We start from the raw sequence: 23,928 nt of genomic DNA, 5'->3' as shown, positions 1-23,928 counted from the left end.
TTCCAAATTCTGGTCCTCGCCGTAACGGCCTAGAGATTATGAGCGTTAGCTTATATTTTTAGGGATAGTAAATACCGGTTTTTTATTGCCGGTGAACCAGGAGTTAAAGCCAATGGCTATCAATCTTGATGACAAAAAAGCAATTGTTGCTGAAGTTCAAGAAGCTGCTAAAGGCGCTCAATCAGCTGTAGTCGCAGATTCACGCGGTGTTCCAGTTGAAGCAATAACGACTTTACGTAAAGAAGCTCGTGAAAATGGCGTATGGATGAAAGTTATCCGTAATACATTAGCACGTCGCGCTTTACAAGGTACTGACTTTGAATGTGTTTCTGACACATTAGTTGGTCCATCGTTAATTGCATTTTCAAACGAGCATCCAGGTGCAGCAGCGCGTTTATTTACAGACTTTGCGAAGAAAAATCCAGAGTTTGAAGTAAAAGCAGCAGCATTTGAAGGTAACGCTGTAGACGTAAATGTATTAGCTAAGCTACCTACATACGACGAAGCAATTGCACGTTTAATGAGCGCGATGAAAGAAGCATCTGCTGGCAAATTATGCCGCACGATTGCTGCAGTACGCGATCAGAAAGAGCAAGAAGCTGCTTAAAAATTGTCTACCTCTTAAAAATAAGAGAACAATTTGCACTTTTTGTATTTTTAGTTATTTATAACAATCATAAGATTGTTACTTAAACAGGAAATTTATAATGTCTATTTCTAAAGACGATATCCTAAACGCTATTGCTGACATGTCAGTAATGGATGTAGTTGCTCTAGTTGAAGCAATGGAAGAAAAATTCGGCGTATCTGCTGCTACTGCTGTTGCAGCTGCTGCTGGTCCAGGTGAAGCTGCTGAAGAGCAGTCTGAATTTGACGTAGTTATGACTAGCTTCGGTGAGAAGAAAGTTGCAGTAATCAAAGCTGTTCGTGGCGCTACAGGTTTAGGCCTTAAAGAAGCTAAAGATTTAGTTGAAGCTCTTGGCGTTGTAAAAGAAGGCGTAGAAAAAGCTGAAGCTGAAGAGCTTAAGAAAGCTCTTGAAGAAGCTGGTGCTTCTATAGAGATCAAATAATCTGTTTTTAAACAGATTGTTTGCCTGAAAAGGCAATGGCTGGTGATTTAAAAATCACCGGCCTTTTTGCGCTAAAGAAAATGGTTTTATAATAAAATCAACACAGTGCATTATTGACGTCTAGACGTAGATGTCACTGTAATACTCTGCCACATACGAATGTATTTAGGCAGTTCGGTCATAACCAGCTAGCTGAGGAAACCCATGGCTTACTCATATTTTGAGAAGAAGCGAATTAGAAAGGATTTTGGTAAAAGTGTACAAGTAATGGATTATCCATTTTTGTTATCGATCCAATTAGAATCTTTCCGCAAGTTTATAGATATTGATCCGACAGGTGAAACAGGCCTAGAGGCTGCGTTTGGTTCTATCTTTCCAATTAAAGCGTATTCTGGTAGTTCAGAATTACAATATGTTAGTTACCGTTTAGGTGAACCATTATTTGACGTTAAAGAATGTCAAATCCGTGGTGTAACTTATTCTGCTCCTTTGCGTGTGAAGCTTCGTTTAGTTGTATACGATAAAGAAGCTGCAGCTGGTACGGTAAAAGATATTAAAGAACAAGAAGTATATATGGGCGAAATCCCATTAATGACAGATAACGGTACATTTGTTATTAACGGTACAGAACGTGTAATTGTTTCTCAATTACATCGCTCTCCAGGTGTATTCTTCGATCATGATAAAGGTAAAACGCATTCATCAGGTAAAGTGTTATATAACGCACGCGTTATTCCTTACCGTGGTTCATGGTTAGACTTTGAATTCGATCCAAAAGATAACTTATTTGTACGTATTGATCGCCGTCGTAAATTACCAGCATCAATCTTATTACGTGCATTAGAATATTCTACTGAAGAAATTTTAGATATTTTTTACGATACTACATCGTATCAAATCAAAGGCGATAAGCTTGTAATGGAGCTTGTGCCAGAACGTTTACGTGGTGAAACTGCGACGTTCGATATAATTATCGGTAAAGGCGAAGTACTTGTTGAGCAAGGTCGTCGTATTACTGCTCGTCATATCCGTTCTTTAGAGAAAGCTAAATTAACGACATTAGACGTTCCAGCAGAATACATTGTTGGTAAAGTTTTATCTAAAGCATACATTGACGAATCTACTGGCGAAGTTATTGCTGAAGCAAATGCTGAATTAACATTAGAGTTATTAGCAGAGTTAAGCCAAGCTGGTCATAAAAAAATCTCTACTTTATATATGAACGAATTTGATGTTGGTTCATATATGTCAGACACATTACGTGTAGATAGTTCAACTAACCGTTTAGAAGCGTTAGTAGAAATTTACCGTATGATGAGACCTGGCGAGCCACCTACAAAAGACGCGGCAGAAACATTATTTAATAACTTGTTTTTTGCATTAGAACGTTACGACTTATCTACAGTTGGTCGTATGAAGTTCAACCGTCGTGTTGGTAACGCTGACGAAGTTGGTGATGGTATCTTATCAAGAGAAGATATTATTTCAGTAATGCAAACACTGATCGGCATACGTGATGGTAAAGGCGAGGTTGATGATATCGATCACCTTGGTAACCGTCGTATCCGTAGTGTTGGTGAAATGGCTGAAAACCAATTCCGTGTTGGTCTAGTTCGTGTAGAAAGAGCTGTTCGTGAACGTTTAAGTCTTGGTGACTTAGATGCGATCATGCCACAAGATTTAATTAACGCTAAGCCTATTTCTGCTGCCGTTAAAGAATTCTTCGGTTCTTCACAACTTTCACAATTTATGGATCAAAACAATCCATTATCAGAAGTTACACATAAACGTCGTATTTCTGCTTTAGGTCCGGGTGGTTTAACTCGTGAACGTGCAGGCTTTGAAGTTCGAGATGTACATCCAACCCATTATGGTCGTGTATGTCCAATCGAAACTCCAGAGGGACCAAACATTGGTCTAATCAACTCATTGTCTTGTTATGCAAGAACAAACGACTATGGTTTCTTAGAAACTCCATACCGTAAGTTAGTTGATGGTGTTGTAACAGATAATATTGAATATTTATCAGCAATTGAAGAAGGTAACTTTGTTATCGCTCAAGCAAATGCTGAATTAGATAAAGGCAATCGTTTAACGCAAGAGCATGTACCTTGTCGTTACAAAAACGAATTTACATTGAAAGCTGCTGATTCAGTTCAGTATATGGATGTATCGCCACAACAAATTATTTCAGTTGCTGCAAGTTTAATCCCGTTCTTAGAACACGATGATGCTAACCGTGCATTAATGGGATCGAACATGCAACGTCAAGCTGTTCCAACATTGAAAGTGGATAAACCGCTTGTTGGTACAGGTATGGAAAAAATTGTTGCTGTTGACTCAGGTGTAACTGCAGTTGCTAAACGTGGTGGTGTTGTAACTTACGTAGATGCATCACGTATCGTTGTAAAAGTTAATGAAGATGAAATGGTAGCTGGTGAAGCTGGTATAGACATTTATAACTTAACCAAATACACACGTTCTAACCAAAATACATGTATCAATCAACGTCCAGTGTGTCGTATGGATGAACCTGTAACACGTGGTGATGTATTAGCCGATGGCCCATCAACAGATATGGGTGAGTTAGCACTAGGTCAAAATATGCGTATCGCATTTATGCCTTGGAATGGTTACAACTTCGAAGATTCAATGTTGTTATCTGAGCGCGTTGCGATAGAAGATCGTTTTACTACGATTCATATCCAAGAGCTTACTTGTATTGCTCGTGATACTAAATTAGGTTCAGAAGAAATTACTTCTGATATTCCTAACGTTGGTGAATCTGCATTATCTAAACTTGATGAAGCTGGTGTTGTATATATTGGTGCTGAAGTAAATGGCGGCGATATCCTTGTAGGTAAAGTAACACCTAAAGGTGAAACACAATTAACACCAGAAGAAAAACTATTACGTGCAATCTTTGGTGAAAAAGCAGCTGACGTTAAAGACAGCTCGCTACGTGTTCCAAATTCTGTTTCAGGTACAATTATCGATGTTCAAATATTCACTCGTGATGGTGTTGAAAAAGATAAACGTGCTGTTGAAATCGAAGAAATGCAATTAAAAGAAGTTAAGAAAGATCTTGGCGATGAATTTAGCATTTTAGAAGATGGTATTTATGCACGTGCGAAGAAACTATTATTATCAGCTGGTTTAAATGAAGCTGACTTAAATGGTATGACTCGTGACAAGTGGTTAGTTCAGAATTTATCTGATGAAGGACAACAGTCTGAATTAGAGCAAATTGCAGAACAATACGAAACGATTAGAGCAGATTTCGATAAGAAATTTGAAGTTAAACGTCGTAAAATCACTCAAGGTGATGATCTAGCTCCAGGTGTACTTAAAATTGTTAAAGTATACTTAGCCGTTAAACGTCGTATACAGCCTGGTGATAAAATGGCTGGTCGTCACGGTAACAAAGGTGTTATTTCAAACGTTGTACCAGTTGAAGATATGCCTTATGACCAACATGGTGTTCCAGTAGACGTTGTATTGAACCCACTAGGTGTTCCATCGCGTATGAACATCGGTCAGATATTAGAAACACATCTAGGTATGGCTGCTCGTGGTGTGGGTGAGAAAATCAACCGCATGTTAGAAGCACAGCAAGAGATCCATAAGTTACGTAACTTCCTACAAGAAGTTTATAACGTGGGTGAATCTCGTCAGGTAGTTGATATTGCAAGCTTCTCTGATGACGAAGTTATGCGTTTAGCAGGTAACTTACGTGCAGGCTTACCAATTGCAACACCAGCATTTGATGGTGCAGCAGAAAAAGAAATTAAAGAGCTATTCAAACTAGCAGATATGCCAGAAAGTGGACAATTTACATTAACTGATGGTCGTACAGGTCGTGAATTTGAACGTCCAGTGACTGTAGGTTACATGTACATGCTGAAACTAAACCATTTAGTTGATGATAAAATGCATGCACGTTCTACTGGTTCATACTCACTTGTTACGCAACAACCTCTTGGTGGTAAAGCACAATTTGGTGGACAGCGTTTTGGTGAGATGGAAGTATGGGCACTAGAAGCATACGGTGCTGCATATACTCTACAAGAAATGCTAACAGTTAAATCAGATGATGTTAACGGTCGTACTAAGATGTATAAAAACTTAGTAGATGGTGATCATCGTATGGAACCAGGTATTCCTGAGTCATTCAACGTATTGTTGAAAGAAATTCGTTCGTTAGGTATTAACATCGAATTAGACCAAGAATAGCAAATAACTGATTTGCTGGCTTTTTGTTATAAAGGTTAGTACATGGAGAGGGTAGAAATACTCTCTCGCGTATTTAACTCCGACAGGAGAATAGTGTGAAAGATTTACTTAAGTTTCTTAAGCAACAAAATCAAACAGAAGAGTTCGATGGCATTCGCATCGGGCTAGCATCACCTGACATGATCCGTTCATGGTCATTTGGTGAAGTTAAAAAACCAGAAACAATTAACTACCGTACGTTTAAACCTGAGCGTGATGGTTTATTCTGTGCACGCATATTTGGACCAGTTAAAGACTACGAATGTCTTTGTGGTAAATATAAGCGTCTTAAGCATCGTGGTGTTATTTGTGAAAAATGTGGCGTTGAAGTTACATTAACTAAAGTTCGTCGTGACCGTATGGGTCATATCGAATTAGCAAGCCCAGTTGCACATATTTGGTTCTTAAAATCATTACCTTCACGTATTGGTTTATTACTAGATATGACATTACGTGATATCGAACGTGTTTTATATTTCGAATCATACGTAGTTACAGAACCAGGTTTAACGACTTTAGAAAAGAGCCAGATTCTTACTGAAGAAGAATACCTAGATGCTTTAGAAGAGCATGGTGATGAATTTGACGCGAAAATGGGTGCTGAAGCAGTACTAGCATTATTGCAACAAATTGACCTTGACGGTGAAGTTGCGCAAATGCGTGAAGAACTTCCTGAAATTGGTTCTGAAACTAAACGTAAGAAAATCACTAAACGTTTAAAATTAATGGAAGCATTCGCTGCTTCAGGCAACAAGCCTGAGTGGATGATTATGTCTGTTCTTCCTATTTTACCACCTGATTTACGTCCTCTAGTTCCACTAGATGGTGGTCGTTTTGCTACGTCTGATTTGAACGACTTATACCGTCGTGTAATTAACCGTAACAACCGTCTTAAACGTCTTCTTGATTTAGTAGCACCAGATATTATCGTACGTAACGAAAAACGTATGTTACAAGAGTCTGTTGATGCATTATTAGATAATGGTCGTCGTGGTAGAGCTATTACTGGTTCAAACAAACGTCCATTAAAATCACTTGCTGACATGATCAAAGGTAAGCAAGGTCGTTTCCGTCAAAACTTACTAGGTAAACGTGTAGATTATTCAGGTCGTTCTGTAATCACAGTTGGTCCTACACTACGTTTACACCAGTGTGGTTTACCTAAGAAAATGGCACTTGAATTATTCAAACCATTTATCTACGGTAAATTAGAAGCTCGTGGTTTAGCGACTACGATTAAAGCGGCTAAAAAATTAGTTGAACGTGAAGGCGCTGAAGTTTGGGATGTACTTGATGAAGTAATCCGTGAACATCCAGTTATGCTTAACCGTGCACCAACACTTCATAGACTAGGTATCCAAGCATTTGAACCTGTTCTTATTGAAGGTAAAGCAATCCATTTACATCCATTAGTTTGTGCGGCATACAATGCCGATTTCGATGGTGACCAAATGGCGGTACACGTACCATTAACTATCGAAGCTCAAATGGAAGCTCGTACATTAATGATGTCAACAAACAACGTACTTTCTCCTGCTAACGGTGATCCAATCATCGTACCATCACAAGATGTTGTATTAGGTTTATATTACCTAACGCGTGATCGTGTAAATGGTTTAGGTGAAGGCATGGTATTTGCTGACACTAAAGAAGCTGAAAAAGCATACCGTACAGGTTTTGCTGAACTTCATGCTCGTGTTAAAATTCGTATTACTGAACATGTACGTAACGAAGCAGGTGAGTTAGTTGAAACTGTTTCACTTCGTGATACTACTGTTGGTCGTGCAATTTTATGGCAAGTATGTCCTGACGGCTTACCGTATGACTTAATTGATCAGCCTCTTGGTAAAAAACCAATTTCAAAACTGATTAACCATGCTTACCGTAATCTTGGATTAAAAGAAACGGTAATGTTTGCTGACCACATCATGTACACAGGTTTTCATTACGCAATGATAGCTGGAGCATCTGTTGGTATAGACGATATGGTTATTCCTGCTGCTAAGTACACTATCATCGAAGATGCTGAAGAAGAAGTTGCTGAAATTCAAACACAGTTTGAACAAGGTCTTGTTACAGCGGGTGAGAAGTACAACAAAGTAATCGATATTTGGTCATCAGCTAACGAAAAAGTTTCGAAAGCGATGATGGATAACTTATCTAAAGAAACTGTGATCAATCGTGACGGTGAGCCAGAAGAGCAAGACTCTTTCAACTCAATCTTTATGATGGCAGATTCTGGTGCTCGTGGTAGTGCTGCGCAAATACGTCAGCTTGCTGGTATGCGTGGCCTGATGGCTAAACCAGATGGTTCTATCATCGAAACACCAATTACCGCTAACTTCCGTGAAGGTCTAAACGTATTACAATACTTTATATCTACTCATGGTGCGCGTAAAGGTCTTGCCGATACGGCACTTAAAACAGCTAACTCGGGTTACTTAACTCGTCGTTTAGTTGATGTTGCACAAGATTTAGTTGTAACTAACCATGACTGTGGCACGTTAGATGGTCTATTAATGACTCCATTGATTGAAGGTGGTGACGTTGTAGAACCGTTAAGAGAACGTGTACTTGGTCGTGTAGTTGCAGAAGATGTATTAAAACCTGGTACTAACGAAGTTTTATTACCACGTAACACATTAATTGACGAAGCACTTTGTGATTTCATTGAAGAAAACTCAGTGGATCAAATGATGGTTCGTTCAATCATTACATGTAAAACAGATTTCGGTATCTGTGCACATTGTTACGGTCGTGATTTGGCTCGTGGTCATATGATCAATCAAGGTGAAGCAATTGGTGTTGTGGCAGCACAATCAATCGGTGAACCTGGTACACAGTTAACAATGCGTACGTTCCATATCGGTGGTGCTGCATCTCGTGCATCTGCTGAAAACAACGTACAAGTTAAAAACAACGGTACTTTAAAATTACAAAACGCTAAGTTTGTAACAAACTCTTCTAACCATTTGGTTATCACTTCTCGTTCATCAGAATTAACAGTTATTGATGAGCATGGTCGTGAGAAAGAACGTTATAAAGTACCTTACGGTTCTGTAATCTCGAAACAAGACGGTGAAGAACTTCAAGCAGGCGACATCATAGCTAATTGGGATCCGCATACGCATCCAATTATTACTGAGGTTGGCGGTAGAGTTCAATTTGTTGAATTAATCGATGGCGTAACTATGGTTCGCCAAACTGATGAATTAACAGGTTTATCTAGTGTTGTTGTAACGGATGCTGGTCAACGTAACTCTGCAGGTAAAGAGATGCGTCCTATGGTTAAGCTAATCGATGCTAAAGGTAACGATGTAATGATTGCTGGTACAGAAATTCCAGCACAATATTACTTACCTGGTAACGCAATTGTTAACTTAGAAGATGGTGCAGAAGTAAACATTGGTGACGCACTAGCGCGTATACCACAAGAAAGCTCAAAAACTCGTGATATCACGGGTGGTCTACCTCGCGTTGCTGATTTATTTGAAGCACGTAAGCCTAAGCTACCAGCTATTCTTGCAGAGAAAACAGGTATCATCGGTTTCGGTAAAGAAACAAAAGGTAAAGTTCGCCTTCTTATTACTCAACCAAGTGGTGAAGTATACGAAGAAATGATACCTAAGATGCGTCAACTTACAGTGTTCGAAGGTGAATCAGTTCTTAAAGGTGAAGTTATTGCCGATGGTCCAGAGTCTCCACATGACATTCTAAGATTACGTGGCGTAGCTCCAGTAGCAAATTACATTGTTAACGAAGTACAAGAAGTATATCGTTTACAAGGTGTTAAAATTAACGATAAGCATATCGAAGTTATTGTTCGTCAAATGATTCGTAAGTGTGAAATCTTAGATGCTGGTGATAGTGATTTCTTAAAAGGCGAACAGCTTGAAGTTGCTCATGTAAACATTGCAAACCGTGAATTAGAATTACAGGGTAAGCAACCTGCTGAATACGTTATGCAAATGATGGGTATTACTAAAGCATCACTTTCTACAGAGTCATTTATCTCTGCTGCTTCTTTCCAAGAAACAACAAGAGTATTAACTGAAGCTGCAGTTGCAGGTAAGAAAGATAGCTTACGTGGCTTGAAAGAAAACGTAATTGTTGGTCGATTAATACCAGCAGGTACGGGTTATTCATACCACCAAGAAAGAGCACGTAAACGTAATGCTGTTCCAGTTGAAGAAACTACGGTTTCTGCAGATGATGCAGCACAAGCGTTAACAGATGCTTTAAATGCTGATTAATTAAAATCGCTATTTAAAGTAGAAAATTAGGTAAAGTAAGCTGTAAAACTTGACAGCTTACTACTTGACCTATAGAATTCCGCGACCTTATATTCTGTACGTATTACGTATAAAATATGAGGTCGCGGATTTTCACGTTTATAAGGGTATAAATTTTCATTGATTGAATTTATACAAGTTTAACTAATCGGGAGCTATTTAATGGCAACTATTAACCAATTAGTACGTAAACCTCGTGTTAGACAAGTAACAAAAAGTAATGTTCCGGCATTACAAGCTTGTCCACAACGTCGTGGCGTATGTACTCGTGTGTATACAACTACACCAAAGAAACCAAACTCAGCACTTCGTAAAGTTGCTCGTGTTCGTTTAACTAACGGATTCGAAGTTACTTCATACATCGGTGGTGAAGGTCATAACTTACAAGAGCATAGCGTTATTTTAATACGCGGTGGTCGTGTTAAAGATTTACCAGGTGTGCGTTATCACACTGTTCGTGGCGCGCTAGATTGTTCTGGTGTAAACGATAGAAGACAAGGCCGTTCTAAATACGGTGCTAAACGACCTAAATCTTAAGCTATTCCTTTTCTTTAATTAGAAATCGAAAGCGTTAAGTAAGGCCAAATAAAATATTAAATTTTGGGTTATACCTGAAAATAACGGAGAATTAAGATGCCAAGAAGACGCGTCGTAGGGCAACGTAAAATATTGCCAGATCCTAAGTTCCATAACGAACTTTTAGCAAAATTCATCAACATCCTTATGGTTGATGGTAAAAAATCTACTGCAGAAAAAATTGTATATGGTGCACTAGACATTTTAGTTGAGAAATCTGATAAGCCTCAGTTAGAGCTTTTCGAAGAAGCGTTAGAAAACATCCGCCCACAAGTGGAAGTTAAATCGCGTCGTGTAGGTGGTTCTACTTACCAGGTTCCAGTTGAAGTACGTCCAGTTCGTCGTAATGCTCTAGCCATGCGTTGGTTAGTTGACGCAGCTCGTAAACGTGGTGAAAAATCAATGGCTCAGCGCCTAGCTAACGAAATGTTAGATGCGTCTGATAGCAAAGGTTCAGCGGTTAAGAAACGTGAAGACGTTCACCGTATGGCTGAAGCAAACAAAGCATTCGCTCACTACCGTTGGTAGAAAAGTGTTTGTAGTGATTACCGTTTGTCATAAAACGGTAATCACAACTTTTTAATATCTGGGTATATAACTCAGAAAGAGGATGTAATAGTGGCACGTACTACCCCTATAGAGCACTATCGTAACATTGGTATCTGTGCTCATGTTGATGCCGGTAAAACGACAACTACAGAAAGGGTACTTTTCTATACAGGCCTTTCTCACAAAATTGGTGAGGTGCACGATGGTGCAGCTACAATGGACTGGATGGAACAGGAACAAGAGCGAGGCATAACAATAACCTCAGCGGCTACAACTTGTTTTTGGAAGGGTATGAATGCGCAGTTTGAAGATCATCGCATTAATATCATCGACACTCCTGGTCACGTTGATTTTACTATTGAAGTAGAGCGTTCATTACGCGTACTTGATGGTGCAGTACTTGTATTATGTGGTTCTTCTGGTGTTCAACCACAAACTGAAACCGTATGGCGACAAATGGAAAAATATTCTGTTCCGCGTATTGTTTTTGTAAACAAAATGGACCGTACTGGAGCTAATTTTCTTAATGTAATCGATCAGATGAAAACTCGTCTGGGTGCGAATGCAGTCCCTATCCATTTAGCTATTGGTGCAGAAGAAGAATTTAAAGGTGTAATTGACCTTATAAAGATGAAAGCGATTAACTGGAACGAAGCAGACCAGGGAATGACTTTTACTTATGAAGAAATCCCAGCAGAAATGTTGGATGACGCAGAAGAATGGCGTGAAAATTTAATTTCTGAGGCTGCAGAAGCTACAGAAGAGCTTATGGATAAATACCTCGAAGAAGGTGATTTAACAGAAGCAGAAATAAAAGCAGGATTAAGACAAAGAACATTAAATAACGAAATTATTTTATGTAGCTGTGGTTCAGCCTTTAAAAATAAAGGTGTTCAAGCAGTATTAGATGCCGTTATCGAATATTTACCATCTCCAGTTGAAGTACCTGCAATAACCGGTATTAATGACGATAAAGATGAAACAGAAGGAACACGTGCAGCTGACGACAACGCTCCGTTTTCTGCGTTAGCTTTTAAAATAGCAACAGACCCTTTTGTTGGAACCCTTACGTTCTTTAGAGTTTATTCAGGCGTCGTAAAAACAGGCGATACTGTTTATAATCCTATTAAGGGTAAGAAAGAGCGTTTAGGCCGTATAGTACAAATGCATGCTAACGACCGAAAAGAAATTAAAGAAGTTCATGCGGGTGATATTGCAGCGGCAATCAGCTTAAAAGATGTAACAACAGGTGAGACACTTTGTGATCCTAATCATGTTATTACACTTGAACGTATGGAATTTCCTGAGCCAGTAATTTCAGTAGCAGTTGAACCTAAAACATTAGCTGACCAAGAAAAATTAGCGTTAGCATTAGGGAAACTTGCTGCAGAAGATCCTTCATTTAGAGTAGAAACAAATGAAGAAACTGGACAAACAATAATTTCAGGTATGGGGGAATTACATCTCGATATCTTAGTAGAACGTATGAAACGCGAATTTAGTGTTTCATGTAACGTGGGTAATCCTCAAGTTGCTTATCGCGAAACTATCCGTTCAACAGTTAATGTTGAGGGGAAATTTGTAAGACAATCAGGTGGTAAAGGTCAATTTGGCCACGTCTGGTTGAAAATGGAACCATTACCAGAAGGTAAAGGTTTCGAGTTTGTTAACGAAATTGTTGGTGGTACGATTCCAAAAGAATTTATCCCAGCAATTGAAAAAGGTTGTAGTGAGCAGATGGACAGCGGTGTAATTGCTGGTTATCCTATGCTTGATGTAAAGGTTACTCTTTACGATGGCTCTTTTCATGACGTTGATTCAAACGAAATGGCGTTTAAAGTGGCTGCATCAATGGGCTTTAGACAGGGAGCTATAGACGCTTCTCCTGCACTATTAGAACCTATGATGAAAGTCGAAGTTACTACGCCAGAAGAAAATATGGGTGACGTTGTTGGTGATTTAAATCGTCGACGCGGATTAATCGATGGTATGGATGAAGGACCTGCGGGTTCTAAAATAGTGAATGCTACGGTACCACTATCTGAAATGTTTGGTTATGCAACTGCATTGCGCAGTGCCACTCAAGGGCGAGCTTCTTACTCGATGGAATTTCAGCGCTATAGCGAAGCTCCACAGAAAGTACTCGACGCATTAACAAACTCTAATGGATTCTAATGAATTCTCGTAAGGCGCTCACTTAATATTTAGTGAAAGTCTAGCTCGGTCAACATGGCTGCGCTTTTAATAAACTTTAAGGTAATTGTAAAATGGCTAAAGCAAAATTTGAACGTAATAAACCACATGTAAACGTTGGTACAATCGGACACGTCGATCACGGTAAAACTACGTTAACAGCTGCAATCTCTGCAGTATTAACAAAAGTACACGGTGGTGAAGTTAAAGATTTCGCACAAATCGATAATGCTCCAGAAGAGCGTGAGCGTGGTATTACAATCAATACATCTCACATCGAATATGACACAGAAGTACGTCACTACGCACACGTAGATTGTCCTGGCCATGCCGATTATATCAAAAACATGATCACTGGTGCAGCACAAATGGATGGTGCTATCTTAGTAGTTGCTGCTACAGATGGTCCTATGCCACAAACACGTGAGCATATCTTATTATCTCGCCAAGTTGGTGTTCCATACATCATCGTATTCATGAACAAATGTGATGTTGTTGATGATGAAGAGTTATTAGAATTAGTAGAAATGGAAATCCGTGAACTACTTTCTGAATATGAATTCCCAGGTGATGACTTACCAGTAATTCAAGGTTCTGCTTTAGGCGCGCTACAAGGCGAAGAGAAGTGGGAAGCGAAAATAATCGAACTTGCTAACCAATTAGATACATACATTCCAGAGCCAGAGCGTGCAATTGACGGTGCATTCATCATGCCTATCGAAGATGTATTCTCGATCGCTGGTCGTGGTACTGTTGTAACGGGTCGTGTTGAACGTGGTATCATCAAAGTTGGTGAAGAAGTAGAAGTTGTTGGTATCCGTGATACACAAAAATCAACTTGTACTGGTGTTGAAATGTTCCGTAAACTTCTTGACGAAGGTCGTGCGGGCGAAAACTGTGGTGTTCTTTTACGTGGTCTTAAACGTGAAGACGTTGAACGTGGTCAAGTATTATGTAAGCCTGGTTCTATCTCTCCACATACTAAATTCGAATCAGAAGTATACGTGTTAAGTAAAGATGAAGGTGGTCGTCATACTCCATTCTTCAAAGGTTACCGTCCACAGTTTTACTTCCGTACAACAGATATCACAGGTGCTGTAGAGCTTCCTGAGGGTGTTGAAATGGTAATGCCTGGTGACAACCTTAAGTTTGTTGTTGAGCTTATCAACCCAGTAGCGATGGATGAAGGTTTACGCTTCGCTATCCGTGAAGGTGGTCGTACTGTAGGTGCTGGTGTTGTATCTAAAATCATGGATTAATTCCTGATTTAGATTAATATCTAAACCAAAAAAAGAGCGCTTCGGTGCTCTTTTTTATTGCCTAAAGAAAAGTGATGGGAGTTGGTTAGGTATTTCTAATCAAGTATTTAACACTGAGTAGTAGCGATCAATTATCTAATATAATGTAATGATTAAAAACAGATAAAGCTTGATAGGTAAGCAGATCTTGATGTCTCCCATGAAGTAAGTAGTAAATAAATTAGTATGATTGAGTCTATCTAAAATACGATTTTTTAAGCCATATTGACCTAACAGTGAATTACTATTAACAAAGAAGATAACTATTCTTCATTTTTCATTCCCTCTTTTAAAACACCTAGTTTAAGTGATTGCACTCCTGTTTAGTTTAAAAAACTCATAGTAATACTTTTAGATAGATTAAGTTCTATTACTTTTAAAGGACGCTATTTAATTTAAAAGGACAATGACTAAATATTAATGAATTCGCTATAAACGTTCTAAGGAATGAATATCAGAAAACTCATGATTTATAAATACAACAACATAGAGCCTTAGAATTTTCACATGACAAGTATGTTGTTGAAGTTGAAATGAATGACTAATAAGGCTGTCAGAGTGGTTTAGTGCTTTATTTAACGATCAGAATAGATATTGAAAGATGATAATTAAAGATGAGATCATAAATGGGATGGCGAAGCACAAATCCATAAGAGTTGTTTATTTGGAAAGGTTTAATTTAGTCGTAACTAGGGGCTGTTGATCTTTCACATTGACAGCCAAATCATTGCGCACGCCAGTGCTAGCATACTCTCGAACTGTAATTTCAATTTATCATACCTTGTAGCTATAGAACGGAAATGTTTTAGCCTTGCAAATGCATTTTCAACTAAGTGCCTATATTTATACAAGCACCAATCAATATCACCATTACCTGTTTTTGAATTTTGCTTTCTCGGTATTATAGGGATTGAGTTGCGCTCTCGAACTTTATTTCTTATAGCTTCACTATCATAGCCTTTGTCTGCGATAACAAAATCACCTTGAGGTAATAATTCAATCAGCTCATTTGCCACTTTACTATCATGAACATCACCACCTGTAATAATAAATTCGATAGGCAAACCATAACTATCAACAGCTAAGTGAATTTTACTCGTATTACCCCCTCGACTTAACGCTATCGCTTGCTCTTGTTTAGATGCAGCACCTGTACTGTGTTGGTGTGCTTTAATATAGCTACCATCAATGAACTCCCACTCTACATCACTATTAGCGGATAACGATTTGAATAACCTCATCAATATTCCCTTTCTCGACCAAAGAAGGAACCTGCGATAAATGGTATTCCATAAACCAAAACACTCTGGTAAGTCACGCCATGGGCAGCCGACACGCAAGCGATATAAAATTCCTTCCATCGTTTGTCTGTGTTCAAGCTTGTTATAAACTCTATCTTCAAGCAAAATAGCTTTTAGCTTCGACCACAACTCATCAGTGAGCATTAATCGGGGCATGGTGATCTCGTAAGGTTTGTTTTTGGCGAAGTAAATTATACGAGATTACCGCTTACGTATAAAATTAAAACAAAGATCAACACCCCCTAATAAAATAAAATAAAATAAAATAAAATAAAAAAGGATGCCGAAGCATCCTTTTTAGTTATGAGCAGTTGTTATAAATAACGACTACTTATTTTTTCTCTTTTCAGCTTCACGCTCTTTAACTTCAGCAATAACTGTTTCAGCTACGTTGCTAGGACATGGTGAGTAGTGTGAGAACTCCATAGAGAACTGACCACGACCTGATGTCATAGTACGTAATGATCCGATGTAACCGAACATTTCTGAAAGAGGAACGTCAGCTTTTATACGAACACCAGAAACACCAGCGTCTTGACCACCGATCATTCCACGACGACGGTTTAAATCACCAATAACATCACCAACGTGATCATCAGGAGTAAACACATCAACTTTCATGATAGGTTCGATTAACTGTGCACCAGCTTTTGGAATTGATTGACGGAAAGCGCCTTTAGCAGCAATTTCAAATGCAACAGCAGATGAATCTACAGCATGGAAGCCACCATCGTATAATTCAACTTCTACATCTAATACAGGGAAACCAGCTAAAGTACCGGTATCCATCATAGACTTAAAGCCTTTCTCTACAGCCGGGAAGAATTCTTTTGGTACATTACCACCAACAACTTTAGATGTGAAAGTAAAGCCAGAGTTTGGTTCACCAGGACGGATAATGTAATCAATTTTACCAAATTGACCAGAACCACCAGATTGTTTCTTATGCGTGTAAGAATCATCAATTTCTTGAGTGATTGTTTCACGGTAAGCAACTTGTGGTTTACCAACAACTAGATCAACACCATAGGTACGTTTTAGAATATCTACTTTGATATCTAAGTGAAGCTCACCCATACCAGATAAAATCGTTTCACCTGAATCTTCATCAGTTTCAACTTTAAACGTAGGATCTTCAGCAACCATTTTCCCGATAGCTATACCCATTTTTTCAGTAGAACCTTTATCTTTAGGTGTTACAGAAATAGAGATAACTGGCTTAGGGAATACCATGGCTTCTAAAACGATTGGATGCTTAGGATCACATAATGTGTGACCAGTCTGAACATTACCTTTCATACCAACAATCGCGATGATATCACCAGCTTGTGCTGACGATAATTCATTACGGTCTTCGGCTTGCATTTCACACATACGGCCAACACGTTCAGTTTTACCTGTGGCAGCATTAAGAATCGTATCGCCTTTCTTCAGTGTACCTGAATAAATACGTACGAAAGTTAAAGTACCAAAACGGTCATCAGTAATTTTGAATGCTAACGCTTTGAATGTTTCATCTGCAGAAACAATAGCGTACTCGCCATTAGGAGCACCTTCTTCATCTGTAAGAGGTTGAGGATCAACATCAGTAGGAGAAGGTAAGTAATCTACAACGGCATCAAGAAGAATTTGCATACCTTTGTTTTTAAATGCAGAACCACAGTATGTAGGGAAGAACATAATTTCACGTGTACCTTTACGGATACATGCTTTAATTTGTTCTTCAGTCGGTGTAAGTTCACCTTCTAAGTAATCCATTAATAAATCTTCATCTGCTTCCAAAGCAGTTTCGATCATTTGCTCACGATACATAGCAGCATCATCAACCATATCAGCTGGAATATCTGTAATTTCGTAGTTTTCAGGTTGACCAGAGTCATCCCAAATGTAAGCTTTTTGACTTAGTACATCAACAACACCAATGAAGTCATCTTCTTCACCAATAGGTAAAGTCATAATAAGTGGGTGAGCACCTAATACGTTTTTAACTTGGTCAGTTACGCGGTAAAAGTTAGCACCTAAACGGTCTAATTTATTAACGAATATTAAACGAGCTACTTTAGAGTCGTTCGCGTAACGCCAGTTAGTTTCTGATTGTGGTTCAACACCACCAGAACCACAGAATACACCAATACCACCATCAAGTACTTTTAATGAACGGTATACTTCAACTGTGAAATCAACGTGACCAGGAGTATCGATTACATTGAAGCGGTGATCTTTCCAAAAACAGCTTACTGCAGCTGATTGGATAGTAATACCGCGCTCAGCTTCTTGTTCCATGAAATCTGTTGTTGACTCACCGTCATGTACTTCACCAATTTTGTGGATCATACCTGTAAGTTTTAATATACGTTCAGTTGTTGTTGTTTTACCAGCATCAACGTGAGCGAAGATACCTATATTTCTGTATTTAGATAAATCTGCCATTACTTTACTCTATTTTAAGTTCTACTAAGAAAGTGGAATTGTTGAAAATTTGCGCGCGAGTATAACATTACTAAAAATAAATCTACATAAAAATCTGGTGAACTTTGATAATTTGAAAGTATTCTTTAAATAAATATGAAAATAGCGCCCTTATTAGCTTCTTGTTATAAAGTTATTTATAAATGTAGATAATCTCAATAGCTATTAATATGTGTTGAAATATACTTACTAAAGTTATAATTATTTTGAATCCGAATATAATAGCTCTGCTTATATATGGGTAAACTTAATACTGCATTTTATAGGTAAACATAATATTGCATTTTATTAAGCGTCTTTCTATTAAGGGTTGCGCAAGACTTATAATTATGTATAATATGCGTCCACGTTGAGCTTGCTCTCGTGTATTTAGCTAGTTTTGTTTGATGAAAATTAGTTTACAGCAATCCCGATATGGGATTGAATGATTTATATAGCGACACTCCCCCCTTTAATATATTGAAAGGTGATGGGCTGTGTTTTGTTGTTCTTTAAAATGGGGATTTGATTAATGTCAAATCAAAGAATTCGCATTCGTTTGAAAGCGTTCGATCATCGTTTGATTGATCAATCAACTGCAGAAATCGTAGATACTGCAAAGCGTACTGGCGCGCAGGTTCGTGGTCCAATTCCACTACCTACACGTAAAGAACGTTTTACTATCTTGACTTCTCCACACGTTAACAAAGATGCTCGTGATCAATACGAAATTCGTACTCACAAGCGCTTAATTGATATCGTTGAACCAACTGAAAAGACTGTAGATGCATTAATGCGTTTAGATCTTGCAGCTGGTGTTGATGTTCAAATTAGCTTGGGTTAATAGGGGTATTTAACATGACTATAGGTCTAGTTGGACGTAAAGTAGGTATGACTCGCATCTTCACTGAAGATGGTGTTTCAACGCCTGTTACAGTCCTAGAAGTTGAAGCCAACCGTGTTGCTCAGGTTAAAACTGTTGACAACGATGGTTATTCAGCGCTTCAAGTTACTACGGGTAGCAAAAAAGCTAATCGTACTAACAAGCCAACAGCTGGTCATTTTGCTAAAGCTGGTATCGAAGCAGGTCGTGGCCTGTGGGAATTCCGTTTAAATGCAAATGAAGGCGAAGGTCTTGAAACTGGCAGTGAAATCACTGTTGAGTTATTCAACGACACTAAATTAGTAGACGTAACCGGTACTTCGAAAGGTAAAGGTTTCCAAGGCGGTATCAAACGTTGGAATTTTTCAATGCAAGATGCTACTCATGGTAACTCATTATCACATCGTTCGAACGGTTCAATCGGCATGTGTCAAACACCAGGTCGTGTCTTCAAAGGCAAAAAGATGTCTGGTCACATGGGTGCTGTGAAGGTAACTACACAAAACCTTGAATTGGTTCGCGTCGATGCAGAACGTAACTTGCTCCTTATTAAAGGTGCGGTTCCGGGTGCTATCAACGGTAGCGTAATCATTAAACCAGCTGTTAAAGCCTAACGTCCCGGAGATTTGTGATGGAATTAGCATTAAAAGACGCTTCAGGCGCTCTTGAAGTTTCTGAAACAACTTTTGGACGTGAGTTTAATGAAGCATTAGTACATCAAGTAGTTGTTGCATACGCAGCAGGCGCTCGTCAAGGTACTCGTGCTCAGAAAACTCGTTCAGAAGTTAGTGGTGGTGGCGCAAAACCATGGCGTCAAAAAGGTACTGGCCGTGCACGTGCTGGTACTACTCGTGGTCCAATTTGGCGTTCAGGTGGTGTTACATTTGCCGCTAAACCTCAAGACCACAGCCAAAAAGTTAACCGTAAAATGTACCGTGGTGCTATCGCTAGCATCCTATCTGAGTTGATCCGTCAAGATCGCTTAGTAGTGGTAGAAAATTTTGCTGTTGAAACACCTAAAACAAAAGAGTTAGTAGCTAAGCTAAACGGTTTGGAGTTAAAAGACGTATTAATCGTTACTCCAGAAGTTGATGAGAACTTGTTCTTATCAGCACGCAACTTGTATAAAGTTGACGTACGTGATGTAGATGGTATTGACCCAGTAAGTTTAGTTGGTTTCGAAAAAGTTTTGATGACTGCTACTGCAGTTAAGCAAATAGAGGAGATGTTATCATGATAAACGAAGAACGTTTGTTAAAGGTGCTTTTAGCGCCGAACATTTCTGAAAAAAGCACAATGGCTGCTGAAGCAAACAACACTGTTGTTTTCAAAGTTGCTACTACTGCTACTAAAGCTGAAATCAAAGCAGCCGTAGAGAAACTTTTCGAAGTTTCTGTAGAAGGTGTTCGTACTCTAAATGTTAAAGGTAAGACTAAACGTACAGGTGCTCGTATCGGTCGTCGTAACGATTGGAAAAAAGCATATGTAACTCTTGCTGAAGGCAGCGACATCGACTTTGTCGGCGCGGAATCATAGGAGCAGTTCAAATGGCTATAGTAAAATGTAAACCTACTTCTCCGGGTCGTCGCCACTTAGTTAAAGTGGTAAACACGGAGTTGCATAAAGGTAAGCCTTACGCACCATTACTTGATACTAAATCAAAGTCTGGTGGTCGTAATAACAACGGTCGTATTACAGTTCGTCATATTGGTGGTGGTCATAAGCAACACTACCGCATGATTGATTTTAAACGTACTAAAGATGGTATCCCTGCAAAAGTTGAACGTTTGGAATATGATCCAAACCGTACAGCTAACATTGCACTTGTATTATATGCAGATGGTGAACGTCGTTACATCTTAGCCCCTAAAGGCTTAAAAACTGGTGATACGATCCAGTCTGGTGTTGATGCTCCAATCAAAGCAGGTAATACGTTACCATTACGCAATACTCCATTAGGTAGTGTTGTACACGCAATTGAACTTAAGCCAGGCAAAGGTGCTCAAATCGCACGTGCAGCTGGAGCATATGCTCAATTAGTAGCTAAAGACGGAGCGTATGTAACATTACGTTTACGTTCAGGCGAAATGCGTAAAATTGAGTCTGATTGTCGTGCTACATTAGGTGAAATTGGTAACGCTGAACACATGCTTCGCTCTTTGGGTAAAGCAGGTGCTTCAAGATGGCGCGGTGTTCGTCCAACTGTTCGTGGTGTTGCCATGAACCCAGTTGACCATCCACACGGTGGTGGTGAAGGTAAAACTTCAGGCGGTCGTCATCCGGTATCACCTTGGGGTGTACCAACTAAGGGTTACAAGACTCGTTCAAACAAGCGTACCGATAAATTTATCGTACGTCGTCGTACTAAATAGTACTTACTAAGTAAAGAGGATTCACCATGCCACGTTCTCTCAAGAAAGGTCCATTTATAGACCTGCACTTGTTGACGAAGGTAGAGAAAGCTTCTGGAAAGCGGGAATAAAAAGCCAATTAAGACTTGGTCCCGTCGTTCAATGATCATACCTAACATGATCGGATTGACCATAGCTGTCCATAATGGCCGTCAACACGTACCTGTATTTGTAACTGATGAAATGATCGGTCACAAATTAGGAGAATTTGCACCAACTCGTACTTACCGTGGCCATGTCGCGGATAAGAAAGCGAAAAGATAGGGGAAATTAAATGGAAGCTATTGCTACACATAAATTTGCCCGCGGTTCTGCTCAAAAAGCACGTTTAGTTGTGGATCAAATCCGCGGCTTACATGTTGAGAAAGCACTTGAAATACTAACTTACAGCAACAAACAAGCTGCTGTGTTAGTTAAAAAAGTACTTGATTCAGCAATTGCTAATGCTGAGCATAACGAAGGTGCAGATATTGATGAACTAATCGTTAAAACTATAATGGTTGACGATGGTCCAACAATGAAGCGTATTAGACCTCGAGCGAAAGGCCGTGCCGATCGTATAATTAAGCGTACAAGCCACATTACTGTGATTGTATCTGATAGCTAGGAGATATTAGTATGGGTCAAAAAGTACATCCAAACGGTATACGCCTAGGTATCACGAAACCTTTCGCGTCTACTTGGTTTGCAAGTAACAAAGATTTTGCTGCTAATTTGCACGGTGACCATTTGGTTCGTGCATACTTAACTGAAAAGTTAAAACGTGCTTCATTATCTAAAGTTGTAATTGAACGTCCAGCTAAATCTATCCGCGTAACAATTCACACGGCTCGTCCAGGTGTTGTTATTGGTAAGAAAGGCGAAGACGTAGAAAAATTACGTTTACAAGTATCAAAAATTGCTGGTGTTCCAGCTCAAATCAACATCGCTGAAGTACGTAAGCCAGAAATGGATGCGCAGTTAGTTGCTGAGAGTATCACTAGTCAATTAGAACGTCGTGTTATGTTCCGTCGCGCTATGAAGCGTGCAGTACAGAATGCAATGCGTTTAGGTGCTAAAGGTATTAAAGTTCAAGTTAGCGGTCGTTTAGGCGGAGCAGAAATTGCTCGTGCTGAATGGTATCGTGAAGGTCGTGTTCCATTACACACTTTACGTGCTGATATCGATTACGCAACAGCTGAAGCTAATACTACCTATGGTATTATCGGTGTTAAAGTTTGGATCTTTAAAGGCGAAATTATTGGCAACATGCCATTACAAGCAGAGCAACCAGCTGCTAAGCCTAAAAGAAAGAACAACCGCAAGAGCAGTAAGTAGAGGAATAAGTAATGTTACAACCAAAACGTACTAAATTCCGTAAGCAATTTAAACTGCGTAACCGTGGTCTTTCACACACTGGTAGCGCTGTTAGCTTCGGTACTTTCGGGTTGAAATCTCTTGAACGTGGTCGTATGACTGCGCGTCAAATAGAAGCAGCTCGTCGAGCTATGACTCGTCACGTTAAACGTCAAGGTAAAATTTGGATCCGTGTATTTCCTGATAAGCCAATTACTAAAAAACCATTAGAAGTACGTATGGGTAAAGGTAAAGGTTCAGTGGAATATTGGGTATGTCAAATTCTTCCTGGTCGTGTTCTTTATGAAATGGAAGGTGTTTCTGAAGAGATTGCACGTGAAGCATTTGCATTAGCAGCTGCTAAACTGCCATTCAAAACCTCTTTCGTAACTAGGACGGTGATGTAATGAAAGTTAGTGAACTTAAAGATAAAAGCATTGAAGAGCTAAACGCTGAATTACTAAGCTTACTTCGCGAGCAGTTTAATTACCGCATGCAAGCAAGCACTGGTCAATTAGCCCAAACTCACTTGCTAAGAATTGTGCGTCGTAATATCGCGCGTGTTAAGACTATCATAACTGAAAAGGCAGGTAAGTAATGAGCGAAGCTAAAGTTCGTACACTACAAGGTCGTGTTATCAGTGACAAAATGGAAAAGTCTATCACTGTCCTGATTGAACGTCGTGTTAAGCACCCTATGTACGGTAAATTCATTACGCGTTCAACTAAGTTGAAAGCACATGATGAAACTAACCAATGTGCAGCTGGTGATATTGTAACTATCCGTGAATGTGCGCCAATTTCTAAGTCTAAAAACTGGACATTAGTTGACGTTATCACTAAAGCATAATTTATCTTTTAGATAAGTTGCTTTAAGTAGTTAGCTAAAAACCCTATCATTTATTTGGTAGGGTTTTTTTATGCCTATTAATATATGTATTAGTGAATCCTCTTATTAATAAAAGAAATATCTAACCTCAATATTGTGTTCAAGCATTTCTCACTAATTTGTAATATCGTAATTAAATAACCTGAACTCGAGATAATCGATTATGCCAAACATTGTTATTTAACCGCCTGGCGTCGTTTCTTACGTGCAGGTACTTTGTTTTTACCAGGAATAAAAACTGTTTTTTTATTGCTAATTACTAGCTATTAGTACATAAAACGCCTTTGTATACAGACTCAATACCAAGATTAAGGGTATAAAAAATCATTTAGATGAGTTAATGACAATTACTTGATAGGTGAGGCCATATAAATAATTTTTTGCACAAAACCTATTATCCCGAATTAAGTTT

20 protein-coding genes and 1 pseudogene are annotated in these 23,928 nt (G+C 39.0%); 19 read left to right on the top strand and 2 right to left on the bottom strand.

Features of this window, described 5'->3' with window-relative positions; translation table 11 throughout:
- Window positions 1-112: 112 nt before the first annotated feature.
- The 8 genes from rplJ to tuf all read left to right on the top strand — a co-directional run bounded on the left by rplJ (window position 113) and on the right by tuf (window position 14,211).
- The gene (rplJ, locus tag ACPUVN_RS14695) at window positions 113-607 is read left to right on the top strand and encodes a 50S ribosomal protein L10 (protein WP_426359582.1); all 495 of its coding nucleotides are present in this window, start codon (window positions 113-115) and stop codon (window positions 605-607) included.
- 100 nt (window positions 608-707) lie between these two features.
- Window positions 708-1,070 (top strand): 50S ribosomal protein L7/L12, encoded by a 363-nt coding sequence (gene rplL / locus ACPUVN_RS14690; protein ID WP_426359583.1) that lies wholly within the window; start codon window positions 708-710, stop codon window positions 1,068-1,070.
- 204 nt (window positions 1,071-1,274) lie between these two features.
- A complete protein-coding gene (gene rpoB / locus ACPUVN_RS14685) occupies window positions 1,275-5,303 on the top strand; it encodes a DNA-directed RNA polymerase subunit beta (RefSeq protein ID WP_426359584.1) in 4,029 nt (1,342 codons plus the stop codon).
- A gap of 95 nt (window positions 5,304-5,398) precedes the next feature.
- Window positions 5,399-9,595, top strand: a complete 4,197-nt coding sequence (gene rpoC, locus ACPUVN_RS14680; protein ID WP_426359585.1) for a DNA-directed RNA polymerase subunit beta' — start codon at window positions 5,399-5,401, stop codon at window positions 9,593-9,595.
- Between the two features lie 201 nt (window positions 9,596-9,796).
- The gene (gene rpsL, locus ACPUVN_RS14675) at window positions 9,797-10,171 is read left to right on the top strand and encodes a 30S ribosomal protein S12 (RefSeq protein ID WP_077343579.1); all 375 of its coding nucleotides are present in this window, start codon (window positions 9,797-9,799) and stop codon (window positions 10,169-10,171) included.
- A gap of 96 nt (window positions 10,172-10,267) precedes the next feature.
- On the top strand, window positions 10,268-10,738 hold the full coding sequence (gene rpsG, locus ACPUVN_RS14670; protein WP_426359586.1) for a 30S ribosomal protein S7: 471 nt from the start codon (window positions 10,268-10,270) through the stop codon (window positions 10,736-10,738).
- A gap of 90 nt (window positions 10,739-10,828) precedes the next feature.
- Window positions 10,829-12,934 (top strand): elongation factor G, encoded by a 2,106-nt coding sequence (gene fusA, locus ACPUVN_RS14665; RefSeq protein WP_426359587.1) that lies wholly within the window; start codon window positions 10,829-10,831, stop codon window positions 12,932-12,934.
- A gap of 92 nt (window positions 12,935-13,026) precedes the next feature.
- The gene (gene tuf, locus ACPUVN_RS14660) at window positions 13,027-14,211 is read left to right on the top strand and encodes an elongation factor Tu (protein WP_426359588.1); all 1,185 of its coding nucleotides are present in this window, start codon (window positions 13,027-13,029) and stop codon (window positions 14,209-14,211) included.
- A 746-nt stretch (window positions 14,212-14,957) separates the two neighbouring features.
- Here the strand turns inward: tuf and ACPUVN_RS14655 are convergent.
- Complete coding sequence (locus tag ACPUVN_RS14655; protein WP_426358621.1) at window positions 14,958-15,707, bottom strand: IS5 family transposase; 750 nt, start codon at window positions 15,705-15,707, stop codon at window positions 14,958-14,960.
- Between the two features lie 171 nt (window positions 15,708-15,878).
- Window positions 15,879-17,981 carry an elongation factor G gene (fusA, locus tag ACPUVN_RS14650; protein WP_426359589.1) on the bottom strand — a complete coding sequence of 701 codons (2,103 nt, stop codon included), beginning with the start codon at window positions 17,979-17,981 and terminating at the stop codon, window positions 15,879-15,881.
- Between the two features lie 550 nt (window positions 17,982-18,531).
- Here fusA (ACPUVN_RS14650) and rpsJ point away from each other — a divergent pair.
- The 11 genes and pseudogenes from rpsJ to rpsQ all read left to right on the top strand — a co-directional run bounded on the left by rpsJ (window position 18,532) and on the right by rpsQ (window position 23,477).
- Complete coding sequence (rpsJ, locus tag ACPUVN_RS14645) at window positions 18,532-18,843, top strand: 30S ribosomal protein S10 (protein ID WP_019026497.1); 312 nt, start codon at window positions 18,532-18,534, stop codon at window positions 18,841-18,843.
- 14 nt (window positions 18,844-18,857) lie between these two features.
- On the top strand, window positions 18,858-19,496 hold the full coding sequence (rplC, locus tag ACPUVN_RS14640) for a 50S ribosomal protein L3 (protein ID WP_426359590.1): 639 nt from the start codon (window positions 18,858-18,860) through the stop codon (window positions 19,494-19,496).
- A gap of 17 nt (window positions 19,497-19,513) precedes the next feature.
- On the top strand, window positions 19,514-20,119 hold the full coding sequence (gene rplD, locus ACPUVN_RS14635; RefSeq protein ID WP_426359591.1) for a 50S ribosomal protein L4: 606 nt from the start codon (window positions 19,514-19,516) through the stop codon (window positions 20,117-20,119).
- Window positions 20,116-20,418, top strand: a complete 303-nt coding sequence (gene rplW, locus ACPUVN_RS14630) for a 50S ribosomal protein L23 (RefSeq protein WP_304369574.1) — start codon at window positions 20,116-20,118, stop codon at window positions 20,416-20,418. The genes rplD and rplW overlap by 4 nt, the downstream gene beginning before the upstream one ends.
- 11 nt (window positions 20,419-20,429) lie before the next feature.
- Window positions 20,430-21,254: a 50S ribosomal protein L2 gene (gene rplB, locus ACPUVN_RS14625; RefSeq protein ID WP_426359592.1), complete on the top strand. Its 825-nt coding sequence runs from the start codon at window positions 20,430-20,432 to the stop codon at window positions 21,252-21,254.
- Window positions 21,255-21,280: 26 nt separating this feature from the next.
- Window positions 21,281-21,557, top strand: a pseudogene (gene rpsS, locus ACPUVN_RS14620) (30S ribosomal protein S19).
- 10 nt (window positions 21,558-21,567) lie between these two features.
- Window positions 21,568-21,900 carry a 50S ribosomal protein L22 gene (gene rplV / locus ACPUVN_RS14615; RefSeq protein ID WP_304369576.1) on the top strand — a complete coding sequence of 111 codons (333 nt, stop codon included), beginning with the start codon at window positions 21,568-21,570 and terminating at the stop codon, window positions 21,898-21,900.
- 11 nt (window positions 21,901-21,911) lie between these two features.
- Window positions 21,912-22,610, top strand: a complete 699-nt coding sequence (gene rpsC / locus ACPUVN_RS14610; RefSeq protein ID WP_076420827.1) for a 30S ribosomal protein S3 — start codon at window positions 21,912-21,914, stop codon at window positions 22,608-22,610.
- An 11-nt stretch (window positions 22,611-22,621) separates the two neighbouring features.
- Entirely contained in the window at window positions 22,622-23,035 is a 414-nt protein-coding gene (rplP, locus tag ACPUVN_RS14605; RefSeq protein WP_426359593.1) for a 50S ribosomal protein L16, read from the top strand.
- A complete protein-coding gene (gene rpmC, locus ACPUVN_RS14600; protein ID WP_426359594.1) occupies window positions 23,035-23,226 on the top strand; it encodes a 50S ribosomal protein L29 in 192 nt (63 codons plus the stop codon). The genes rplP and rpmC overlap by 1 nt, the downstream gene beginning before the upstream one ends.
- A complete protein-coding gene (gene rpsQ, locus ACPUVN_RS14595; protein WP_304369579.1) occupies window positions 23,226-23,477 on the top strand; it encodes a 30S ribosomal protein S17 in 252 nt (83 codons plus the stop codon). Before rpmC ends, rpsQ begins: the two co-directional genes overlap by 1 nt.
- The last annotated feature ends 451 nt before the right edge of the window (window positions 23,478-23,928 follow it).

The organism is Pseudocolwellia antarctica (assembly GCF_049933045.1).
Classification (GTDB): domain Bacteria; phylum Pseudomonadota; class Gammaproteobacteria; order Enterobacterales; family Alteromonadaceae; genus Pseudocolwellia.
This window is presented reverse-complemented; position numbering and strand designations above follow the sequence as displayed.

Coding starts and splice junctions, on each gene's coding strand:
- rplJ (WP_426359582.1), top strand. CDS start 113: ATGGCTATCAATCTTGATGACAAAAAAGCAATTGTTGCTGAAGTTCAA.
- rplL (WP_426359583.1), top strand. CDS start 708: ATGTCTATTTCTAAAGACGATATCCTAAACGCTATTGCTGACATGTCA.
- rpoB (WP_426359584.1), top strand. CDS start 1,275: ATGGCTTACTCATATTTTGAGAAGAAGCGAATTAGAAAGGATTTTGGT.
- rpsL (WP_077343579.1), top strand. CDS start 9,797: ATGGCAACTATTAACCAATTAGTACGTAAACCTCGTGTTAGACAAGTA.
- rpsG (WP_426359586.1), top strand. CDS start 10,268: ATGCCAAGAAGACGCGTCGTAGGGCAACGTAAAATATTGCCAGATCCT.
- tuf (WP_426359588.1), top strand. CDS start 13,027: ATGGCTAAAGCAAAATTTGAACGTAATAAACCACATGTAAACGTTGGT.
- ACPUVN_RS14655 (WP_426358621.1), bottom strand. CDS start 15,707: ATGCCCCGATTAATGCTCACTGATGAGTTGTGGTCGAAGCTAAAAGCT.
- fusA (WP_426359589.1), bottom strand. CDS start 17,981: ATGGCAGATTTATCTAAATACAGAAATATAGGTATCTTCGCTCACGTT.
- rpsJ (WP_019026497.1), top strand. CDS start 18,532: ATGTCAAATCAAAGAATTCGCATTCGTTTGAAAGCGTTCGATCATCGT.
- rplC (WP_426359590.1), top strand. CDS start 18,858: ATGACTATAGGTCTAGTTGGACGTAAAGTAGGTATGACTCGCATCTTC.
- rplD (WP_426359591.1), top strand. CDS start 19,514: ATGGAATTAGCATTAAAAGACGCTTCAGGCGCTCTTGAAGTTTCTGAA.
- rplW (WP_304369574.1), top strand. CDS start 20,116: ATGATAAACGAAGAACGTTTGTTAAAGGTGCTTTTAGCGCCGAACATT.
- rplB (WP_426359592.1), top strand. CDS start 20,430: ATGGCTATAGTAAAATGTAAACCTACTTCTCCGGGTCGTCGCCACTTA.
- rplV (WP_304369576.1), top strand. CDS start 21,568: ATGGAAGCTATTGCTACACATAAATTTGCCCGCGGTTCTGCTCAAAAA.
- rpsC (WP_076420827.1), top strand. CDS start 21,912: ATGGGTCAAAAAGTACATCCAAACGGTATACGCCTAGGTATCACGAAA.
- rplP (WP_426359593.1), top strand. CDS start 22,622: ATGTTACAACCAAAACGTACTAAATTCCGTAAGCAATTTAAACTGCGT.
- rpmC (WP_426359594.1), top strand. CDS start 23,035: ATGAAAGTTAGTGAACTTAAAGATAAAAGCATTGAAGAGCTAAACGCT.
- rpsQ (WP_304369579.1), top strand. CDS start 23,226: ATGAGCGAAGCTAAAGTTCGTACACTACAAGGTCGTGTTATCAGTGAC.